This window comes from Mesorhizobium sp. M1227 (genome assembly GCF_040318315.1).
Lineage (GTDB): Bacteria > Pseudomonadota > Alphaproteobacteria > Rhizobiales > Rhizobiaceae > Mesorhizobium.
The window spans coordinates 122,532-139,638 of sequence record NZ_JAMYLZ010000001.1 but is presented as its reverse complement, the minus strand read 5'-3'; the positions used below and the strand labels follow the sequence as shown (position 1 = coordinate 139,638).

The 17,107-nt window shown below is 61.9% G+C and carries 15 protein-coding genes; 3 read left to right on the top strand and 12 right to left on the bottom strand.

All coding sequences use genetic code 11. The features are described from left to right. The 7 genes from NKH28_RS00705 to NKH28_RS00675 all read right to left on the bottom strand — a co-directional run bounded on the left by NKH28_RS00705 (position 1) and on the right by NKH28_RS00675 (position 8,408). The gene (locus NKH28_RS00705) at positions 1-2,562 is read right to left on the bottom strand and encodes a sensor histidine kinase (protein WP_352977539.1); all 2,562 of its coding nucleotides are present in this window, start codon (positions 2,560-2,562) and stop codon (positions 1-3) included. 188 nt (positions 2,563-2,750) lie between these two features. Continuing rightward, complete coding sequence (ahcY, locus tag NKH28_RS00700) at positions 2,751-4,151, bottom strand: adenosylhomocysteinase (protein ID WP_023677552.1); 1,401 nt, start codon at positions 4,149-4,151, stop codon at positions 2,751-2,753. Between the two features lie 411 nt (positions 4,152-4,562). Continuing rightward, entirely contained in the window at positions 4,563-4,859 is a 297-nt protein-coding gene (locus NKH28_RS00695) for an HPr family phosphocarrier protein (protein ID WP_352736768.1), read from the bottom strand. Continuing rightward, the gene (locus NKH28_RS00690; RefSeq protein WP_023677550.1) at positions 4,856-5,257 is read right to left on the bottom strand and encodes a PTS sugar transporter subunit IIA; all 402 of its coding nucleotides are present in this window, start codon (positions 5,255-5,257) and stop codon (positions 4,856-4,858) included. Before NKH28_RS00690 ends, NKH28_RS00695 begins: the two co-directional genes overlap by 4 nt. 164 nt (positions 5,258-5,421) lie before the next feature. Continuing rightward, positions 5,422-5,868: an HPr kinase/phosphorylase gene (locus NKH28_RS00685; protein ID WP_352977537.1), complete on the bottom strand. Its 447-nt coding sequence runs from the start codon at positions 5,866-5,868 to the stop codon at positions 5,422-5,424. Between the two features lie 31 nt (positions 5,869-5,899). Further along, a complete protein-coding gene (locus NKH28_RS00680; protein ID WP_023677548.1) occupies positions 5,900-7,684 on the bottom strand; it encodes a sensor histidine kinase in 1,785 nt (594 codons plus the stop codon). A gap of 22 nt (positions 7,685-7,706) precedes the next feature. Beyond that, positions 7,707-8,408, bottom strand: a complete 702-nt coding sequence (locus tag NKH28_RS00675; protein WP_023677547.1) for a response regulator transcription factor — start codon at positions 8,406-8,408, stop codon at positions 7,707-7,709. 342 nt (positions 8,409-8,750) lie between these two features. Between NKH28_RS00675 and NKH28_RS00670 the strand changes: the two genes are divergently transcribed. The 3 genes from NKH28_RS00670 to NKH28_RS00660 all read left to right on the top strand — a co-directional run bounded on the left by NKH28_RS00670 (position 8,751) and on the right by NKH28_RS00660 (position 11,627). Next, the gene (locus NKH28_RS00670; RefSeq protein ID WP_352977535.1) at positions 8,751-10,361 is read left to right on the top strand and encodes a phosphoenolpyruvate carboxykinase; all 1,611 of its coding nucleotides are present in this window, start codon (positions 8,751-8,753) and stop codon (positions 10,359-10,361) included. A gap of 79 nt (positions 10,362-10,440) precedes the next feature. Then, positions 10,441-10,878 carry an alternative ribosome rescue aminoacyl-tRNA hydrolase ArfB gene (gene arfB / locus NKH28_RS00665; RefSeq protein WP_023677545.1) on the top strand — a complete coding sequence of 146 codons (438 nt, stop codon included), beginning with the start codon at positions 10,441-10,443 and terminating at the stop codon, positions 10,876-10,878. Between the two features lie 131 nt (positions 10,879-11,009). Further along, on the top strand, positions 11,010-11,627 hold the full coding sequence (locus NKH28_RS00660) for an alpha-ketoglutarate-dependent dioxygenase AlkB family protein (RefSeq protein WP_352919882.1): 618 nt from the start codon (positions 11,010-11,012) through the stop codon (positions 11,625-11,627). On the opposite strand, the gene NKH28_RS00655 is transcribed toward NKH28_RS00660, so the two are convergent. The 5 genes from NKH28_RS00655 to NKH28_RS00635 all read right to left on the bottom strand — a co-directional run bounded on the left by NKH28_RS00655 (position 11,590) and on the right by NKH28_RS00635 (position 17,039). Next, positions 11,590-13,023 carry a hypothetical protein gene (locus tag NKH28_RS00655; protein WP_352977533.1) on the bottom strand — a complete coding sequence of 478 codons (1,434 nt, stop codon included), beginning with the start codon at positions 13,021-13,023 and terminating at the stop codon, positions 11,590-11,592. The genes NKH28_RS00660 and NKH28_RS00655 overlap by 38 nt on opposite strands. Before the next feature lie 247 nt (positions 13,024-13,270). After that, positions 13,271-14,869: a hypothetical protein gene (locus NKH28_RS00650; protein WP_352977531.1), complete on the bottom strand. Its 1,599-nt coding sequence runs from the start codon at positions 14,867-14,869 to the stop codon at positions 13,271-13,273. Then, positions 14,859-15,254: a GtrA family protein gene (locus NKH28_RS00645; protein ID WP_352977529.1), complete on the bottom strand. Its 396-nt coding sequence runs from the start codon at positions 15,252-15,254 to the stop codon at positions 14,859-14,861. The genes NKH28_RS00650 and NKH28_RS00645 overlap by 11 nt, the downstream gene beginning before the upstream one ends. A 7-nt stretch (positions 15,255-15,261) precedes the next feature. Next, a complete protein-coding gene (locus NKH28_RS00640) occupies positions 15,262-16,032 on the bottom strand; it encodes a class I SAM-dependent methyltransferase (RefSeq protein WP_352977527.1) in 771 nt (256 codons plus the stop codon). Continuing rightward, positions 16,032-17,039, bottom strand: a complete 1,008-nt coding sequence (locus NKH28_RS00635) for a glycosyltransferase family 2 protein (RefSeq protein WP_352454814.1) — start codon at positions 17,037-17,039, stop codon at positions 16,032-16,034. Before NKH28_RS00635 ends, NKH28_RS00640 begins: the two co-directional genes overlap by 1 nt. Positions 17,040-17,107: the final 68 nt, after the last annotated feature.

Below are 17,107 nucleotides of genomic sequence, written 5' to 3'. Positions count from 1 at the left end.
CTACTCGGCCGCCGCGCGGATGCCGGACGGCGTGTCGGGAAAGGCGCAAACAACCGTGGTGCCCTTATCCCTGCCGGTCTCGATGCGGACGCTGCCGCCATGCAGTTCGACAAAGCTCTTGACGATCGACAGGCCGAGCCCGGCGCCACGGCGGCGGCCGCCATTGGTGCGCGGCTCGAAGCGCCGGAACACTGAGTCAAGCAGGTCCGGCGGCATGCCGGGGCCGTCATCGTGAACGGAAAATTCTACGCCGTCGGCAAGTTGGCGGCAGGCGAGCGTTATGGTGCTCGCCTCCGGCGCGTAATTGGCGGCATTGCTGAGCAGATTGAAGAGGATCTGGCGGACGCGGATCTCGTCGCCGTGGAAGGTTTTCGGCGCGGCCGCCGCGTCGATCCTGAGCTTGATCGCATGTTCCTCCAGCCGGTCGGCGACCAGTTCGGCGGCAGCCGTAATGGTTCGATCGATGTGAACTTCGGAAATGTCGAGTTCCATGATGCCGGCATCCACCGTCGCCAGGTCGAGGATGTCGTTGACGATGGTGAGCAGGACCGAGGAGGACGAGCCGACATGCCCGATATATTCGCGTTGCTTCTGGTTCAGCGGACCAGTCGACGGCAGTGAAAGAAGCTCGGTAAAGCCGATGATGTTGGTGAGTGGCGAGCGCAGCTCATAGGAGACGTGCTGCACGAATTCGTTCTTGATCTGGTCGGACTTTTGCAGCGCCTCATTCTTGTCCTTCAGCGCCCGCTCGACATTGACGCTGTCGGTAACGTCGACGAAGGTCATCATCACTTGGCCGTTGGGCAAAGGGATGACGGCGTAGCGCAAAACGGTGCCGTTGTTCAATTCGGTTTGGCCGTGGCGGTCGCGGCGCTCGTCGTCGAAGCCGGTGATGGCGGCAACGAACCCGCCCCACGGACTGTCGACGGCACTGCGGTCGCAAAGGTCGCGGATCGTCGAGACATGGACGTTGGGTTTTGAGGCATCGGCATCCAGCCCCCACAATGCCGCGAACGCCGGGTTCGACAATCTCAGCCTGCCGTCGGGGCCGAACACAGCGACGCCTTCGGCGAGGTTGTCGAGCGTCTCGCCCTGGACCCGGACGGCGGTCTGGTAGCGGCTTTCAAGGTCCATCTTCTCGGTCAGGTTCTCGAACACCCAGGTGACGCCGCCCTTGGGCTGCGGATTGGCGACGACGCGAATGGTCTTGCCGTCCGGCAGATGCCACCAATGCTCCTGCGATTCAACCGCGCGGTAAGCGCCGAGCAGGCTCTCTTTCCAGCGCCGCCATTCGGGCTGCTCGGCGATCTTGCCTTCGCTGCGCAGGCGGTCGAGCAGCAAGGCGTTGTCCGGCGCGCTGTGCAGGAAGCCGCTGTCGAGGCCCCATAGTTTCTGGAACGCCTGATTGAAAAACCGCAATTTCTCGTCGGTGTCGAAAATCGCCACGGCGGTGTTGAGCTGATCGAGCGTGTCGGCGTGGCTCTGCATGGTCCGCTCGTATTCGGCGCGAATGGCCTCGATAGCGCTGATGTCGCAGGCAAGACCAGCCGAACCATCCGCCCCGGCAAAATCGGTCACGGCAAACATACGGCGGTCGCCTTCGATGACCGTGGAGAGCGTCTGTTCAAAGACCGCGCGCGACTTGTGCTGCGCAGCGATCGTGTCGCGCGCCTGGCCACCGAGGAATTCCTTGCCATCGCGGACCGCCGCTTCGGCATTCTCGGCCTCAACCGCTTCGGCATAGGCGCGGTTGACCCATTTCAGCCGCCCGTCGACAGTACGCAGCCATGACGGCATCTTGAGCGCATCCAGAAGACCGATCAGCGTCTCATGGTCGGCGGCTAAGCGCTGGTTCTCGATCTTCAGCCTGGCCTGGCTTCGCTGTGTCTCCGAAAGCGAGACGAAGCGAACCAGCACATGCGCCGCACTCTTGCGGCCGTGAACCTCGAGCGGCTGGCCGGCCTGCGATTCGATGACCAGATCGAACGGCTTTGCCTTGTCCCGCAGTGCCGCGACGGCATGTTCGAGTGCGGCCGCCGAACGCGGCATCAGCCAGCGGCCGAAAGCCAGGAAGGCCGCCCGGTCCTCCGGCGCGCCGCTCTCGATCGGCAATGTCCCGACAAGCTCGGGCTTCTTGTTCTCGGCCGCCCATACCACCACGCGCTGATCGCGGGAATGGAGCAGCGCCTCCGAGCGCTGCAGCGCGGCATTGACGTCGGCGATACGGGTCCTGAGCTCGGCATTTTCCGCCGCGGTGCGCGCCCGTTCGCGGATCAGAAATATGGCCGACAGCAATGCCGCCCCCATGACGCCGACGAACATGGCGAGTTGCATGACCTCGACCGTGCTGACCGACAGCCCGGCCTTTTGCGCCACGCGGGTTTGGGCATGTGCAGTAAAGCCAAGCAGCGGACCAACCAACGCGGAAGAAGCAAGCAGCACCCCGACACGGCTGCCGGCGCGCCAAAGAAGGCTGCCGCCTCTGGCAGCGGAGCCCGTGATCGAATCGTTATGGCCGCCGGAAACGGCCTGTCCCGCGCAAGGCGGGTTATCCCCCGGCATGTCTTGGTCCTCTTCGCCGCCTGAATACAAGACCGCCCTGATGCGTGCGCCCGGGCCTCGTCCCCGGACCGCGAATCAGCACCATAGCGCTTGCGCGAATCGGCGTGAAGAATCAATCAGCGCAAAAATAAAGCCGGGCGAAAAGTCAATCGCCTGGCTTCAATATCTAGTGGCAAGTTTCGCCGTGGTTAATAGCGGTAGTGTTCCGGCTTGAACGGTCCCTGCGGAGTGACGCCGATATAGGCGGCCTGTTCGCCGGACAGTTCGGTCAGGCGGGCACCGAGCTTGTCGAGATGCAGGCGCGCGACCTTTTCGTCGAGATGCTTCGGCAGGACATAGACCTGGTTCTCGTACTGGCCGGGCTTGGTGTACAGCTCGATCTGGGCCAACACCTGGTTGGTGAAGGACGCCGACATGACGAAGCTCGGGTGGCCGGTAGCGTTGCCGAGGTTGAGCAGGCGGCCTTCCGACAAAAGGATCATCCGCTTGCCATCCGGGAAGGTGATCATATCCACCTGAGGCTTGATGTTGGTCCATTTCAGGTTGCGCAGCGACGCCACCTGGATCTCGTTGTCGAAGTGACCGATGTTGCCGACGATCACCATGTCCTTCATCAGGCGCATGTGGTCGAGGGTAACGACGTCCTTGTTGCCGGTGGTGGTGATGACGATGTCGGCCGTCGGCGCTGCGTCTTCGAGCGTGACCACCTCGAAACCGTCCATCGCCGCCTGCAGCGCGCAGATCGGATCGACCTCGGTGACCTTGACGCGGGCGCCGGCGCCCTTGAGCGAAGCCGACGAGCCTTTGCCGACGTCGCCATAGCCGCAGACAACCGCGACCTTGCCGGCCATCATCGTGTCGGTGCCGCGGCGAATGCCGTCGACAAGCGATTCCTTGCAGCCATATTTGTTGTCGAATTTCGACTTGGTGACGGAATCATTGACGTTGATCGCCGGGAACGGCAGCAGGCCTTTTTTCTGCAACTGATAGAGCCGGTTGACGCCGGTCGTCGTCTCTTCGGTGACGCCGCGGATCGCTTCCTTCTGCTTGGTGAAGAAGCCGGGCGATGCCTGCATGCGTTTCTTGATCTGGGCAAACAGGATCTCTTCCTCTTCGCTGCCCGGATTGGACAGCACATCCTCGCCGGCCTCGGCGCGGGCGCCGATCAGGATGTACATGGTGGCATCGCCACCGTCGTCGAGGATCATGTTGGAGGTGCCGCCATCGGCCCACTGGAAGATCTTGTCGGTGTAGACCCAATAATCCTCCAGCGTCTCGCCCTTGACGGCAAACACCGGAATTCCGGCCTCGGCAATGGCCGCGGCAGCGTGGTCCTGGGTCGAGAAGATATTGCAGGAAGCCCAGCGGATGTCGGCGCCGAGCGCTTTCAGCGTTTCGATCAGCACCGCCGTCTGGATGGTCATGTGCAGCGAACCGGTGATGCGCGCGCCCTTGAGCGGCTTCTTGTCGCCGAATTCCTCGCGGCAGGCCATCAGGCCGGGCATTTCGGTTTCGGCGATCTCGATCTCCTTGCGGCCCCAGCCGGCAAGCGCGATGTCAGCGACCACATAGTCCTTGCTACCCGTCATGGCAGTGCTCCGATGCGAATTGATTGCGGGACGCGCCCGCCCCGAAGGCATTTCGGAGGGCGCGAGTTGCCGGCCTGACTAGCAGATCGGGAGTGGGACGACAATGGGATATAAAGAAATCTTTATCCGTGCATGTCTTCAGCGGCGGCGGCCATGAGAGCGCGCAGAAGGGGTGCTGTCCAAGGTGGCCGTCCCTCAGACCTCAAATCGGCAACACTTTCAAAGCCGGAAACAAAAACCCGCCTCGGCGGGCGGGTCTTCGGGGCCAATTGGCACCATAGCGAAATTAGTAGCATAGCTGCCGGCACAAAGCAAGAACAAAATACACGACGGTCGCGCAAAAATGCGATTTCCTTCACCGCCGCAAGGTTGCGCCCGAACATGCCGTACCAGGTGCCGTCGGCGAAGCCGTCAGCACTCCTCGCCGAAACGGGAAGCAACCAGTTGCTCCAGCGCATCGATGACCTCTTCGGCCTCCGGGCCGGTGGCGGTGACGCGTATCGAATAACCGGGGCTCGCCGCCAGCATCATCAGGCCCATGATCGAGGTGCCGCCGACCTTGACGCCGTCCTTCTCGACCTGGACCGTGGCGTTGAAGCCGCTGGCGACTTGAACGAACTTGGCCGAGGCGCGTGCGTGCAGGCCGCGCTGGTTGACGATCGGAAAGTCGCGAACGATCTTGTCCTTTTCCGGCAACAGCGCGCTCATTTGCTGCTCAGGAGTTGACTGGCGACATTGATGTATTTACGGCCGGCAGCCTGCGCCTCATCCAGCGCGGCCGTCATGTTGTCGCCCTTGCGAACGCTGGACAGCTTGATCAGCATCGGCAGGTTCATGCCGGCAATGACCTCGATACGCCCGGATTCCATCACGGAAATGGCGAGGTTAGAGGGAGTGCCGCCGAACATGTCGGTCAAAACGATGACGCCTGATCCCGTATCGACGCGGCCGACTGCCTCGATAATGTCGCGGCGGCGCTGTTCCATATCGTCGTCGGCACCGATCGCCACGGTCTCGAAATTGTCTTGTGGCCCAACGACATGTTCCACGGCATTGCGGAACTCGGCGGCCAGTTGACCGTGCGTTACAAGCACGAGTCCGATCATTCTTTGGTGGCTCCCGTCATCGCCGCTTCACAGGCGCATTTTATGCTCGCCGACCGTTCCAGGTGGCGGGAGCGCTATCTTGTCGACGCAAGGCCCGTTGACAAGCCCAAAATTGCGCCGGCCCAAGCCAATTTGACGCATTGCAGCAAAAAATCGAAATCGGATCACAGGAAAGGCGCAATCGACAGGCGCGACATCACTGCCGGCAAGGCCGCCGCTACATTGCGCCCGGCAAGATCGATGCGCGGCACTGGTACGCCGACAACGAGTTCGCAGCAGTCTTCCTGGAAGCGGGCCATTTTGCCGGCTGGCACCAGCCGGATAATGAGGTCGAACACGCAGCTTGGCTCGAACCGTATCGGTTTGGGGCCGAATCCCGGGACCTCGACGAGGCCGGCTATGCTGGCTGGTGCGCGGCAGACTAGCCGCCCGTCGCAATCTGCAGCATAGAGCTGGTCATCGCCGATCAGCCGGGAAAACAGCCCACGCTGGCTGCAATGATCGATCAAGGCGAGCGCCAGCGTCGTCTTGCCCAAGCCGGACGGTCCGGTGATGAGAATGCCGCGATCACCTATCAGGATCGCGGTGCCGTGAATATTTTCAGGCTGCACAATAGGACCAGGCGTGATTGGAATTCATCCGTCAGCCTTCCGCCGGCAGCGTCACCACGAAGCGCGCGCCCTTGATCTCGCCAGGCTTGGTGCCCGGGATGTTCTCGGCGCTCAGCGTGCCGCCATGGGCTTCAACGATCTGCCTGGATATCGACAGGCCAAGGCCCGAGTTCTGACCGAACGCCTCGCCGGCCGGCCGATCGGTATAGAACCGCTCGAAAATGCGATCGATGTTATCGGCCCGGATACCGGGTCCATTGTCGTCGATGGTGACGATGTTGAACTTGCCGGCGCGCGCCAGCGATATGGTGATGTGGCCACGTTCCTCGGGAACGAACGAGCGGGCATTCTCGATCAGGTTGGTGATCACCTGGCCGATCCTCAGATCATGACCGACGACGAAGTAGCCTTTCACGCCCTGTGGCAGTTTGGCGACCTTGAATTCGATCTCGACCGCCTTCTTGTTGCGCGTGGCCTCGCGCGAGACGGCGACCAGATCGGTGATGAACTTCTTGAGGTCGACGGTTCCTGCATCTTCCCGCGCCAGCTCGGCATCGAGACGGGAGGCATCGGAAATATCGGTGATGAGACGGTCAAGCCGCCTCACATCGTGCTGGATGATATCCATCAGCCGGCTGCGCGAATTGTCGTTCCTGGCCAGCGGCAATGTCTCCACCGCGCTGCGCAGCGAGGTAAGCGGGTTCTTCAACTCGTGCGAGACATCCGCGGCAAAACTTTCGATCGCCTCGATGCGGGCGTAGAGCGCGTTGGTCATGTCGCGCACGGCGATCGACAGATTGCCGATCTCGTCCTGGCGGTCGGAGAAGTCGGGGATTTCCTCGCGGTTCTTGACGCCGCGGCGAACCCTGACCGCCGCCGCGGAAAGCCGGCGCAGCGGGTTGGCGATGGTGGAGGCCAGCAGCATCGACAGGATGGCGGTAACCAGGGCGGCAATGCCGAACACGCGCAGGATCGCCTTGCGCTCGGCCGCGACGATCTTGTCGATGTCGCCGCCTTCGGTCGACAGCATCAGCACGCCGAGAACGGCACGGAAGCGCTGGATCGGCACCGCCACAGAAACGATCTGCTCGCCCTGCTCCGAGATCCGCACGATCGTCGACGGGCTGCCGGTAAGCGCCTTGACCACTTCCGGAAACGCGGCGCCGTTGCCACCCGGCTGCTCGCGATAGACAGGCAGCTGCTTGTTGCGGAAGAAATCGAAGACGAATTTCTGGATGCGCTCCAGAAGGTCTGGCTGTTCCTCTTCGACCGGCGGCAGGTCGTAGCGAAGGATCTGGCCGCGCGAATAGAGATGGCGGGAATCGAGCAGCAGGTTGGCGTCGCGGTCGTAAATGCGGGCGCGTGTGCGCGTCGGCGAGATCAACCGCCTGAGCACCGGCGCCACGCGCTCCGGATTGATCGGGAAATCGAGGTTGTCGAGCTGATCGGAGCCCGGGCCGAGGCTTTCGCCGGCCTGCAACTCGAGCAGCTTCTCCGGATCGATGCTGATCGAATCGGTCTCGACCGTCGCCGAGGCGGCGATCGCGCCGGCGATGATCTCGCCTTGAGTCATCAGGCTCTCGACACGGGCGTCGATCAGCCCGTCGCGAAAGGTATTGAGATAGAGAATGCCGGTGACCAGGACGGCAAGGCCGGCAAGGTTGAGAAAGAGGATACGCCGCGTCAGGCTGGAAAAGATGTGATGGCCGAGAAACCGGCGCATCGGCACCGTAATTTTCGACACGAAGGCGGGCAGAATCCGCGGCGGGCGCCTGGCGGCGCCCGACCGTCTCACTCGCTCTACTTGCACTGCCATCGAATAGCAGCTCCCGCTCGACTCAAGCTTCGCGGAACCGATATCCGACTCCGTAAAGGGTTTCGATCATTTCGAAGTCATCATCGACGGCCTTGAACTTTTTGCGCAGCCGCTTGATGTGACTGTCGATGGTGCGGTCATCGACATAGACCTGCTCATCATAAGCCGAATCCATCAGCGCATCACGGCTTTTTACGACCCCCGGACGCTGTGCCAGCGAATGCAGGATGAGGAACTCGGTGACGGTCAGCGTCACCGGCTCGCCCTTCCAGGTGCAGGTGTGGCGCTCCTGGTCCATGACAAGCTGGCCGCGCTCAAGCGACCGGGCCTGCTGGTTGGGCGCCTTGGCCGCCGCCTCGCGGGTGCTGGCGCGGCGCAGCACGGCGCGGACGCGCTCCACCAGAAGACGCTGCGAGAAGGGTTTGCGGATGAAGTCGTCGGCGCCCATCTTGAGGCCGAACAGTTCATCGATCTCATCGTCCTTGGAGGTCAGGAAGATTACTGGCAGGTCGGATTTCTGACGCATCCGGCGCAGCAACTCCATGCCGTCCATGCGCGGCATCTTGATGTCGAGGATGGCGAGGTTCGGCGGGCGCGCCGCCAGTCCCTCCAGCGCCGATGCCCCATCGGTGTAGGTTTCGACCCGATAACCCTCGGATTCGAGGGCGATCGAAACCGAAGTCAGAATGTTGCGATCGTCGTCGACAAGCGCGATTGTTGCCATTTCAAGCGGCTCCCTCATGAGCTGTCCCTTCTTTCGTCGAGAAGGGGCTTTTGCAGGACAAATTAGGTACAAAATGTGGCACAGGCTGTATCCGCTGTCACGCGCGGCATGTCGACGGCCACAATTGTACCTCGATATGGATTGGACGAATGAACATCGCCAATCCTTTGGGCAACCATCAGTGTTTTTGCACATATAAACGATTTAAACAACTTTCAAAATATTTAAATCGATTAATGATTTGATATCATTCGCCTTTTCTGGTTTTGACGTTTTTAGCTCCTGCAATGGGGGTTCCGGAATTCGCCGGTAAAGACGCGGTAAATCGAAGAAGGGACACCCATGTCGGAAGCCGGCAAACGCAATCCTGCATGTGCAATCGATCGCATCGGCCTGAGAACCACGGGCGTGGTACGCTATAATTTCGGCGCGGCCGCGCTCTACGAGGAGGCAATCCGCCGTGGCGAGGCCCGACTCACCGCGCATGGCGCGCTTGCCGCCGAGACCGGGCAGCACACCGGCCGCTCGCCCAGGGACAAATTCGTGGTGCGCGACGAAAGCACCGCGCCGCATATATGGTGGGACAACAACAAAGCGATTTCGCCGATCCAGTTCGATACGCTGCTTGCCGATTTTCGCGCCCACGCGGCCGGAACGGACCTTTATGTGCAGGACCTGGTCGGCGGCGCCGACGAGGAACTGAAGCTGCCGACCAGGGTGATCACGGAGCTTGCCTGGCACTCCTTGTTCATCCGCAATCTGCTCATCCGACCGGCCGCCGCCGAACTCGAGCATTTCATGCCCGATTTGACGATCATCGACCTGCCGTCGTTCCGCGCCGATCCCACCCGCCACGGCACGCGCGGCGAAACGGTGATTGCCGTCGATCTTTCGCACAAGATCGTGTTGATCGGCGGTACCTCGTATGCCGGCGAGATGAAGAAGTCGGTGTTCACCGTGCTCAACTATCTGCTGCCGGCAAAGGGTGTGATGCCGATGCACTGCTCGGCCAATGAAGGGCCCGTCGGCGACGCGGCCGTTTTCTTCGGCCTTTCCGGGACCGGCAAGACGACGTTGTCGGCCGACCCGTCGCGCACGCTGGTCGGCGACGACGAGCATGGCTGGGGACCGCACGGCATCTTCAATTTCGAGGGCGGCTGCTATGCCAAGACGATCAAGCTTTCGGCCGAAGCCGAGCCGGAGATCTTCGCGACCACCCAGCGCTTCGGCACGGTGCTGGAGAATGTGGCGCTCGACGCAGGCCGCGTGCCGGATTTCGACGACGGCGGGCTGACCGAAAACACACGCTGCGCCTACCCGCTCCACTTCATCCCCAATGCCAGCAAGACGGGGCGCGCCAGCCACCCGAAGAACATCATCATGCTGACCGCCGACGCATTCGGTGTGATGCCGCCGATCGCGCGGTTGACCCCGGCGCAGGCCATGTACCATTTCCTCTCCGGCTATACCGCCAAGGTGGCGGGGACCGAGAAGGGTGTTACGGAACCCGAAGCGACATTTTCGACATGCTTCGGCGCACCATTCATGCCGCGGCATCCGTCGGAATACGGCAATCTGCTGCGCGAGCTCATCGCCCGCCACGGCGTCGATTGCTGGCTGGTCAACACCGGCTGGACCGGCGGCGCCTACGGCACCGGCAAGCGAATGCCTATCAAAGCAACGCGGGCGCTGCTTGCGGCGGCGCTCGACGGCTCGCTGAAAGCGGCCAACTTCCGCACCGACGCCAATTTCGGTTTCGACGTACCGGTGACGGTTGCCGGCGTCGACCGCGCCATTCTCGACCCTAGATCGACCTGGATCGACAAGCCCGCCTACGACCGGCAGGCGGCAAGGCTGGTCGGCATGTTCGTCGACAATTTCGAAAAGTTCGAAGCCCATGTCGACGCCACCGTGCTCGGCGCCGCACCACGCATGCAGGTAGCGGCTGAATAGCCGTCGCCCCTGGTGATGCTTCAAGGCCCGGCTTCAATCGGGCCTTTTCTTTTTTCGCCTGCCGCGCCATGAGTGCGGCATGAACGCCGACGACAAGATCATCATTACCGACGATGCGGTGATTAATCCGGGCGACCTGCACGAGGACTTCATCCGTTCGTCCGGCCCGGGCGGCCAGAACGTCAACAAGGTGGCGACGGCAGTGCAATTGCGCTTCGATGCCGCCAATGCGGCTGGCCTGTCGGAGCGGGTGCGCGAACGGACCATCAAGCTTGCCGGCCAGCGCGCCACCAAAGACGGCGTCATCGTCATTGAAGCCGGACGCTTCCGCACCCAGGAGCAGAACCGGGCGGACGCCCGGGCGCGGCTGACGGCACTGGTCGCCAAGGCCGCCGAACCACCACCACCGCCGCGCAAGAAGACCAGGCCGTCCAAAGGCGCGGTCGAAAGACGGCTCAAGAGCAAGGCCGGGCGCGGCTCGATCAAGAAACTGCGCGGCCGGGTCGGGGATGAGTGACTGCCGAAGCGGCTTCGGATCTCAGATCGCCGGTTAAAGCGCGCAGCCACCGTCGGAGGCGGCTTTCGGGTCGCCGTTTTCATTTGACGGTGGCATTCTGATTTTTCCAGACCAACGGATTAAGCGACGCGATGCTCGTACTGCCCAAAGGCGTCCGCCATATGCCCGGCTACCTGTCGCGCGCCATGCAGGAAGTGCTGGTGGAAGATATCAGGCAGATCGTGCAGAACGCGCCGCTGTTCGTGCCGGCGATGCCGCGTACCGGCAAGGAGATGAGCGTGCGCATGACCAATTGCGGTCCGCTGGGCTGGGTCACCGACAAGGAGCACGGCTATCGCTACCAGCCGACCCATCCGGTGACCGGAAGGCCTTGGCCGCCGATCCCGGAGATGCTGCTCGAACTGTGGCGGGATGTGTCTGCCTATGCGCACCCGCCGGAAGCCTGCCTGGTCAATTTCTATGCGCAGGATGCCAAGATGGGTCTTCACCAGGACCGCGACGAGAGCGATTTCTCCGCGCCTGTCGTCTCGGTGTCGCTTGGCGACGATTGCCTGTTCCGGGTCGGCCAGACGACGCGCGACGGCGCCACCAAATCGTTCAGGCTGAGGAGCGGCGACGTCGTCGTGCTTGGCGGCGAAGGGCGGCTCTGCTTTCACGGCGTCGACCGTATCTACCCGTCGACCTCGGCATTGCTCAGGAGTGGCGGCCGCATCAATCTGACGCTGCGACGGGTGACGATGCCGAAATAGGCTGTTCGGGTGGCCGGTGGCCCGGGCGGACATAATCGTCGCGCAGATAGATGCGCTCGGTCTCGTCCTCGATAAGAATGCGGTAGTGCGCCAGGATGGCGTCAAAGCCAAAACGCCCCATCAGTTGGCTTGTCCACATCGTGTTGTTTTTCTTGAAGACGACGATATCCGGGCGCAGACGCGCGAACTCTTCGCGTTTGCTTTCGACGTAGCGCGCCATGATGGCTCGGTAACGCATGGCTTCGGCGGTGTCACCCGAGAGAGCTGCCTGCCGGGACAGGGAAAGTGCGAACGCTCCAAGCCAATCGCTGACGTGGGTCGAAACGAACTGCCCATCGATCATACGGTTCAACGGATGTCCCGAGGAAATATCCGAACTGACCAACGCTACGGTCGGCCGATCGGTGGCGGCGCGAATTGCGGCAACCAGCGCCGGCCCTGGTTTCTGGGTGCTCCAGTACGGCAAGAAAGCGATTGCCACCGCCGCCAATGCCCAAGCTCGCGAAGGAGCCGTCACGAACGTCAACAGCTTCGACGACTGCTGCACGATCCTGGGCAGTGCCAACAGGCAGAAAATGGCTGCCACAGCGCAAAAGATCGCGGGATAGGCATGATAAGACCAGCCTTTGGCTTGGTAGAACAGGGGAAACATGCCAGCGATCGATGCCGCCAACGCTACCGCCGCCAGCTCTGGAAATCGCTTGGCAGGCCACAGCCACCAGATCAGGAAGACAAGGAAACACCACGAGAAACCGTAGCCGATCACAATCGGCCAAAAGATGCCGATCTTTGCATAAACGTCCGCCAAGAGGGGATAGATGTCGCGCACGAATTCCGGATGGATCAGCGTGACGGTGCCGAGATAGACAACGCAGATGCCGCCAATGACCCAGTGTTCCAGGGCGAAGATCGATTTCAGACTGCGCCGGCGCACTGCAACGACCAGCGCCGGCGCCAACACCATGATCGCATAGTAGGGCTTGACCAGCAGCAGAATGCTGCCCGACAGGCCGGCGAGTACGGCGAGCCCGGGGTCTGGTTGGGCAGCTGCATCTCTGCGCGCGCGCCAGGCATGAAGCGCAAGCAGCGGCATGAAAAGTGCCATGCCGATATGCTCCCGCTCGCTGAAGGCATTTCCGGGGAAGACCACCAACATTGCGCAAAACGCTGGCCCCAGTGCAAACAATGATGCAGTTTCGGTGAAACCCGCACGCTTGACGATCACGCCCGAGAGCGAAAGTCCGATAAGCACGGCAAGGTATGTCCAGGCCTCAACCAGGATTTCCGGGGCGGTGCCCAGCAATCTGGCCGCAGCCACTGGCGGCAGATAGAGCCAGACGCTGAATGGGGGATTGGTCTCGTAGATTTGCGAGTAAAGCCGCTCACCGGACAGCATACGCTCGCAGACCGTGATCAGCCAGCTAGTGTCGGGAACAGTCCCCCAACGTCGCTGCCAGAAGATCGAGAAGACGGTGACTGCGGCAATGGCCAGGACATTGCGGCTAGGAAGCAGCGGCGCCGCAATATCCCGTTCGCGCCAGCGGCTCAAGCCGCTAATGTCGTTCGAGACGCTCATGCTGTTGCACCGAGGCTCTCGAGATCGAGCCATATGTCGTCCAGCGGAGCGATTGGATCCAGCCGTGTCATGGGTTTCCGGGGGCTCCTGCTCTATCGGTTTGGAGCGGCGCAGGCGCCGTGTAACGCAGATAGACAGTGATTTCCGGCTCGGCGTGCAGCAGACGATAGTCGGCCAAGGCGACCTGGATCCGCTTGTCCTGCAGCATCAGGGCAGTCCACGCCGGCGAGCCTGACAGCACGATATCGGGCTTCTTCGCTGATATCTCGGCGGCGTTTTCGCCGATCACCCGATCGCGGATGCTTTCAAGTTCCGGTCTCCGTTCGAGATCGCCGGTGACGCGGGCGAGCGTGTCCGCGTTGGAGACCGCCCAGGCGCTCGGATGGCGTGATATGAACCTGCCGCCGACCAGCCTGGCGAGGGGATGGGCAACCTGCATCTGGTCGGCAATCGACATGATGGCCGGGGTTTCGACCGTTGCGCGGATCGCGGCGACAGACCGGGCGATCGGGCCGTTATCCGTCGTCAGCGCCGCGTACTGTGCCCTGACCGCTATTTGCAGCACCAGCACGCAGCCGAAGATCAGGGCGGCCTTGCGAACGATGCCTGCACTGCCGAATGTGCCGAACCGCACAAGCTGCATGCCAAATGCAAGTGTCGCAACAACGACCATCGGCAGCGCGTGATTGGGCCAACCCTTGCCCATGACGATGAAGGCCGGAATGAACCCCAGGGCGGTCAGGAGCGGAATCCTGACGTCCCAGTTCGTGTTTCTCAGGCCGCCGGCCGCTAGCATGGTGGCGGCGGCTAGAAGCAGCACCACTTTCGGCCAGTTTGCCAGCATATCGGCGGCAGAGGCCCTCAACGGAAGATAGACCTCCCTGACCAAGGGCAGGACGTCGCTGACGTAAGCGCGGTCGAAGAGCGCGATGGACGCGATATAGGCGGCCACGATCGCAGCGCCCATCAGGTTCTCTGCGACGAAGAGCGGTCTCAGCGACCGCCTTTCAAGCGCAAGACAGAGCGACGGCAACATGAAGGCCAGCACAAAATAGGGCGGCTTGACCATGACCACGACCGCCGCGCAGAACCCGGCGACCATGTGCTCCAGGCGCGAGCCCGCGCTGAAATCCAGGTTCCGCTGACGTGTGCATTGCAACGCCACCCAAGGCAGAATGGCAATCAATGCGAAGTGCTCGCGTTGGCCGAATTGATCCGGCATGAAACACAGGATCAAAAACAGGGCCGCCGCTGCCGCCCACAGCGCATGGGGCTGCCGGTAGACCGGTTCATCGCGCGCGAGAATACGGACGGAACCGAAAAGACTGGCCAGGCTCAGGCAAACGACGCCAAGCGTCAGCCAGAATTCCGCACGTATGCCGGTGAGCTTTTCCAGGAGCATGAATGGCATGTAGAGCCAGATCGAGAAAGGTGGGTTCGTCTCCACGATGTCCGTGTTGAGCCGCTCTCCGCCAAGCAGGCGGTCGCAGACGACCAGAAGCCATGACACGTCGACATTGGTCGGGATTGCAACGGTGGATAGCCAGACGGCGTATGTGACGACCAGGCAGGCCAGCAGCAACGGAGCACCCGCTACGCCCGCAAAGGGCGAGAAGCGGTTGGCGCCGGGCAGCAGTTCATTGAGGGGTCGCGCGCTAGAGACCACGAAACACCCAGCGCCCGAGGACGACATAGTTGATGACCGGCACGGCAATGCAGGTAAGCAGGATCGGGACTGCGGCGGGGATGCCGAGCATCTGGGTCAAAAGCGCCGGCAGGGCGATCGCGACGGCGAGGCCGGAAGCGGTGAGCAGGAGGAAGCGGGGCAGTTCCATCGCGTGGCTGCCGCCCGAGGTGAAGGTGAAATATTTATGCCCGGTGTAGGAGAACAGCGCGGCGACGGCGTAGGCCGCAAACGATGTGAGCGCCGCCGGCAGGGCCGCCGTTGCCTGTCCACGCGACAGCAGAAAAGCGCAAACGGCGTAGATCAGCGTCGACACGATGCCAATCAGCGCAAAGCGCGATAGTCGACGATACGAGCCGGTGGCCATGACGCGGTCAAGCTGCCAATTTCTCGTCGGGGCGAGCGGTTTCGACGGCGCTGTCCTTGCGGAATACCGCCAGCAGCGAAACCCCGAAGGGCAGGTTTGCATTTGGTATGATGCGGCCTTCCGCCGAAAACACTGCCTTCATCGCCGCATTCAGTGGTTTTGGCGGCGTGGCATGGCCGGCTGGCAAGGCCGATTTGCGCAACCTGTCCACCAGTCGTGCCAGCGCCGCTACCGGGAAGAGCGCGGCATTTGTGTAGCTCAGCCGGTCGATCGCGAAACCAGCCCTTTCGATTCGTTCACGCAGCAGATTGCGTGAATAGCGCCGCATGTGATGCAGCCCAACATCATGCGTGCTCCACAACCATTGGTGTGCTGGCACCGTGAGGACGACGCCGCCGCCCGGCTTCAGCATCTGGCGGATCGCGGCAAGCGACGCCTCGTCTTCGGCGACATGTTCCAGCACGTCGAACAGGCAGACGAGGTCGCAGCTTTGCGGCGCGACAGGAATGTTGTCCGGCAGATGTCCGGCGAGGAAGTCGCGGCCGGTCTTTTCCCAGGCAATCCTGCGCGCGAGATCGCTCATCTCGACTGCCGTCACTGCGCCGAACTGCTCCAGCATCCGGATGTTGCCGCCGGTGCCGGCGCCGATCTCTACGATGCGCGCGTTTTCAGGCAGGCCGATGCTGCGAATGACCGCCTCGGCGATGGCGCGACGCCCGCAGAACCACCAATGCTCGTCTTCGGTGGCGGCCATCTGTCGGTAAGCGTCGATCTCCATCAGCTCATTCCCTCATATTTGCGGCGCACGATATAGATCGGACGCTGCTTGATCTCGGCGTAGACCCTGCCGAGGTATTGTCCGATGATGCCGATGCCGAGTAACTGGATGCCGCCAAGGAAAAGAACACTGACCAGCAGGGAGGCGTAGCCGGGCACATCAACGCCAAAGATCATTGTCTTGGCGACGATCAGCAGGCCGTAGAGGAACGACAGCGCGGAAATCGTCGCGCCGACATAGGTCCAGATTTCAAGCGGAGCGGTGGAGAAGCTGGTGATGCCTTCGAGCGCGAAGTTCCACAGCTTCCAGCCGGAGAATTTCGACTGGCCGGCGATGCGCTGATCGCGGACATATTCGACGCTTGCAGTACGGAACCCGACCCAGGCGAACAGGCCCTTCATGAAACGACGGCGTTCGGGCAAAGACCGCAGCGCCTGGATGACCTGGCGGTCGATCAAACGGAAGTCGCCGACATCGTGCGGGATCTTCTGCTGCGCGATCCAGTTGTGAACGCGGTAGAACATCGAGGCGGAGCGCTGCTTGAGAAAGCTGTCGCTCGACCGATTGGCTCGCTTGGCCAGAACAACCTCAAAACCCTCGCGCCACTTTTCTACAAGCAGCGGAATGACATGCGGCGGATCCTGCATATCGACATCCATCGGGATCGCTGCATCGGCATCGCAGCTGTCGAGCCCCGCGGTCATCGCGGCTTCCTTGCCGAAATTGCGTGAAAGGTCGATTACGTGGATGCGTGGATCGGTTTGTTGGGCTTCGATCAGCTTTTCGAGCGTCGTATCGCTGCTGCCGTCGTTGACGAAGATGAACTCGAGGGCAACGCCTTTGTCCTTCAGCGGCGCGGTGCTTTCGCATACCGCCTTCAGGAATGGAGCAATTGCGCCTTCCTCATTGTGGACAGGCACGATCAGGGCAATCGTTGCGCCGCCGCTGCCCGGACGTGCGATGCGGTCAGCTGCCGGCCGATCGATGTTTAGGAATGGCGCATTCATTTGTTTGCCGAGCCCGCAGATCAGGCCCGACAATAGAAAGACTGGGTTAAGATGACTTTAAGGAATGT

Excerpts from the sequence above, each read along its gene's own strand:
- NKH28_RS00705 (WP_352977539.1), bottom strand. The coding sequence starts at position 2,562 with ATGCCGGGGGATAACCCGCCTTGCGCGGGACAGGCCGTTTCCGGCGGC.
- ahcY (WP_023677552.1), bottom strand. The coding sequence starts at position 4,151 with ATGACGGGTAGCAAGGACTATGTGGTCGCTGACATCGCGCTTGCCGGC.
- NKH28_RS00695 (WP_352736768.1), bottom strand. The coding sequence starts at position 4,859 with ATGAGCGCGCTGTTGCCGGAAAAGGACAAGATCGTTCGCGACTTTCCG.
- NKH28_RS00690 (WP_023677550.1), bottom strand. The coding sequence starts at position 5,257 with ATGATCGGACTCGTGCTTGTAACGCACGGTCAACTGGCCGCCGAGTTC.
- NKH28_RS00680 (WP_023677548.1), bottom strand. The coding sequence starts at position 7,684 with ATGGCAGTGCAAGTAGAGCGAGTGAGACGGTCGGGCGCCGCCAGGCGC.
- NKH28_RS00675 (WP_023677547.1), bottom strand. The coding sequence starts at position 8,408 with ATGGCAACAATCGCGCTTGTCGACGACGATCGCAACATTCTGACTTCG.
- NKH28_RS00670 (WP_352977535.1), top strand. The coding sequence starts at position 8,751 with ATGTCGGAAGCCGGCAAACGCAATCCTGCATGTGCAATCGATCGCATC.
- arfB (WP_023677545.1), top strand. The coding sequence starts at position 10,441 with ATGAACGCCGACGACAAGATCATCATTACCGACGATGCGGTGATTAAT.
- NKH28_RS00660 (WP_352919882.1), top strand. The coding sequence starts at position 11,010 with ATGCTCGTACTGCCCAAAGGCGTCCGCCATATGCCCGGCTACCTGTCG.
- NKH28_RS00655 (WP_352977533.1), bottom strand. The coding sequence starts at position 13,023 with ATGCTGTCCGGTGAGCGGCTTTACTCGCAAATCTACGAGACCAATCCC.
- NKH28_RS00645 (WP_352977529.1), bottom strand. The coding sequence starts at position 15,254 with ATGGCCACCGGCTCGTATCGTCGACTATCGCGCTTTGCGCTGATTGGC.
- NKH28_RS00640 (WP_352977527.1), bottom strand. The coding sequence starts at position 16,032 with ATGGAGATCGACGCTTACCGACAGATGGCCGCCACCGAAGACGAGCAT.
- NKH28_RS00635 (WP_352454814.1), bottom strand. The coding sequence starts at position 17,039 with ATGAATGCGCCATTCCTAAACATCGATCGGCCGGCAGCTGACCGCATC.